The organism is Mesorhizobium sp. M7A.F.Ca.CA.002.09.1.1, assembly GCF_003998555.1.
GTDB lineage: Bacteria > Pseudomonadota > Alphaproteobacteria > Rhizobiales > Rhizobiaceae > Mesorhizobium > Mesorhizobium ciceri.
In genome coordinates this window covers 1-3,175 of sequence record NZ_RZRR01000675.1, presented here as the reverse complement: position 1 = coordinate 3,175, position 3,175 = coordinate 1, and the positions used below count along the sequence as shown (strand labels likewise).

Annotated in this window: 2 protein-coding genes; both read right to left on the bottom strand. The window is 65.5% G+C overall.

Going from position 1 to position 3,175, the window contains the following annotated elements; all coding sequences use genetic code 11:
• Nucleotides 1-336: 336 nt before the first annotated feature.
• Nucleotides 337-1,977, bottom strand: a complete 1,641-nt coding sequence (locus tag EN994_RS24290) for an ABC transporter substrate-binding protein (protein ID WP_063169619.1) — start codon at nt 1,975-1,977, stop codon at nt 337-339.
• 507 nt (nt 1,978-2,484) lie between these two features.
• A partial coding sequence (locus EN994_RS24285) for an alpha/beta hydrolase (protein ID WP_164746135.1) occupies nt 2,485-3,175 on the bottom strand: 691 nt, incomplete at its 5' end.

Below are 3,175 nucleotides of genomic sequence, written 5' to 3'. Positions count from 1 at the left end.
GGCTAGCCCTGCACTTGAAGGGGCGCTGACGCTTCTGACCTTCTCCCCTTGTGGGAGAAGGTGGATCGGCGCGCAGCGCCGAGACGGATGAGGGGTGCGTGACGGAGTGAGGCGGTGAAGGTTCTGCTCTGGTTCAGGGCGTTTACTGTTGGCGTATCGCCAAGCTGGAACACCCCTCATCCGTCTTGCCGCTGCGCGGCAATCCACCTTCTCCCACAAGGGGAGAAGGTTAGAAATGCCGGCGCATCACCGTCGCCCGGCCCTTCGCAGGCTCAGAGCGTTCGAGGCTCGTAAAGCCAAGCAATTGGCTTTACGTCCGCTAGCGCGGACCGCCTCTCAACTCTCAATCCACACCTTCTCAAAGTGCTGCTCCAGCGCCTGGTGCTGTTCGCAGCCTTCGACGCCTTTGCGACAGGTCCGGTAGACCGAGCGCCAGTAGGGTTGGATGATGATGCCCGAGTCGCGCAGATTCTGCTCGATCTTGCCCATGATCTCCTTGCGCGCCTTGGCGTCGGGTGTCGCCAGTGCCTTGTCTAGCAGCGTGTCGAATTCGGGATTGGCGTAGGCGCTTTCGTTCCAGGCGGCGCCGGATTTATACGCCAGCGCCAGCACCTGGACGCCGAGCGGGCGGCCGAGCCATTCGGTGCAGGAGAAGGGGTATTTGCTCCAGTCGTTCCAGAAGGTGGCGGCCGGCAGCACGGTGCGCTTGATCTTGAGGCCGGCCTCGCGCATCTGCGCGCCGATGGCGTCGCCGGTGCTCTTTTGCCATTCGACATCGACGGAGATGAGCTCGAATTCGTGGTCTGATTTGCCGGCCTCGGCCAACAGCTTCTTCGACTGCTCGACGTCACGCTTCGCCGGGCCGATATCGGCATATTCGGGGTGCATGGGGCCGACATGGTGATTTTCGGCGGGCTTGCCGCGGCCGCCGAGACCGAGCGCCAGCACGGCGGCATTGTCGACGGCGAGCTGGGCGGCGCGGCGCACCTTGACGTCGTCATAGGGCGCGTTGGCGACATTGAAGCGGGCGACGATGGTCGAGCCGGTGGCGATCTCGGAGTTCATCAGCCCCATCTGCTCGGTCTGCGAGACGGCATCGGAAGCGGTCTCGTGGTCGGTGTCGATCTCGCCGGATTCGAAGGCCGAGAGCATGGCGTTGGGGTCGGAGCCGTAGTCGACCCATTTGATGCCGTCCAAGTAGAATTCGCCCTTCCACCAGGGCTTGTCTTTGCGCTTCACCTCGGCACCGGTCTCGGCATCCCAGCTGACCAGCTCGCAGGGACCGGTGGTGATGGCCAGCGCCTTCAGGGGATCGCCGTCGCCCTCATAGGAGCGGTGCATGATCAGTGCGGGATAGTCGGCCATGCCGGCGATCAGCGAGATGTCGGGCTTGGGCAGGTTCAGCTTGATGGTGAAGTCATCGACCTTTTCGATGCCGCCATCGACCACCTTCTTGGTGTCGGCATTGACCAGCGCGCCCATGCGCGCGGCGACCGAATTGCCGGGCACCGAGGCATCGCACCAGCGGGTGAGGTTGTGGATGACATCGTCGGCGTTGAAGGCATCGCCGTTCGACCACGAGATGCCCTTGCGCACATGCAGGGTCAGCATCCTGGCGTCGTCGCTCGCCTCCCAGCTTTCGAGCAGCCAGGGCTCGAAGGAGAAGTCGGTGTTCCAGCGCACCAGATATTCGTTGCAGTGGCGGGCAACGTTGGACATCTCGACGCCGTCGAAGGTGCGCGGGTCCTTGAAACCCTTGACGTTCATGGCGACGCGCAGGACGCCGCCCTTCTTGGGTTCCGCCGCGCGGGCAGGGATGGTGCCAAGTCCGCCCAGCGCCAGCGCCCCGGCGGCGCTGACGCCGAGCCCGGCCATCAGCGCCAGATATTCGCGGCGGTTGATGCCGCCGGCCTTGAAATCGTCGGCCACGGGTTTGGCTTGCGGGTGGAGTTTGCGGTCGGTCAGCATGAATTTCATCGTCGTTCCCCTGTTGTTGATGCATGCCGCCCAAAAGTGCCCAGCGGTTTTGGGACAATGGCATGCACAGAAAAATCGCCCCGGCCGATCGACAGGCGCGGGGGCGGACGCGACCGCCGGGGCGCCGTTGCCTGAGGGGGAATGATAGAGCGGGGTGACGCCGCGGAGTGTTCGCTTTTCCGCAGTGATTGTGCGGGGTTCCGCGGGGGGAGTCGGCGATTGGCGTATGCGTTGGACGATGGCGCGGCGCGAATCTCCCTCCTTGAGGGGGAGATGTCGCCGAAGGCGACAGAGGGGGTCGGTACGACGGGACTCGACCTCCTATGTTCCATTGTTGAAAAGAGGATGCCGGCGCTTCACGCGAGACGCCCCCTCACCCAGCCTCCGCTTCGCTCGGCTGACCTCTCCCCGAGGGGAGAGGAGACTTGCAGCGCCGGCGCTTCCCTCTTCTCCCCAGCGGGGAGAAGGTGGCCGCGAAGCGGCCGGATGAGGGGGCCTTCGCTATGTTCAATACGGCCACTCACCCCTGCCCAGCGCTGCAACCGCAGCCACGATCCGCGCAAACGCTTCCGCCGCCGCCGGCACCGTGGTGCGGGCACGCAGGAAGCTGTGCACCAGCCTCGGCTCTTCGTGCCACCACGCCTTGCCGCCGGCGGCCAGAATGCGGTCGCGGTAGGTCTCGCCATCCGAGGACAACGGGTCGCATTCGGGGGTGACGATCACCGTCGGCGGCAGGCCGGTGAAATCCTTGTCGCGCAGCGGCGCAAAAGTCGGATCGTCAAGCGATTGGCGCCTGGCCGAACGGACGTCGCGGTAGAAGGCGATGTCGGCCACCGACAGCAGCGGCGCGTCGGCGTGTTCGATGTAGGAGCCGGCGCGCTCGTCGCCGCCGAGCTCGGGGTAGATCAGCACCTGGCCAATGGCAGCGCTGGCGTGGCGGCGCGTCGCCTGCGCCACCGCCGCGGCGAGATTGCCGCCGGCGCTTTCGCCGCACAGCACCAGCGGCAGGCCTGATCTCGCCGCTGCCCATTCGAAGGCGGCCACCGCATCATCGAAGGCGGCGGGATGAAGATGCTCCGGCGCCAGCCGGTAATCGACCGACAGCACGTCGAAACCTGTGCCGGCGCAGAGCTCGGCGCAGATGTCGTCATGGCTTTCGAGCCCGCCGAGGATGAAGCCGCCGCCGTGGTAGTAGACC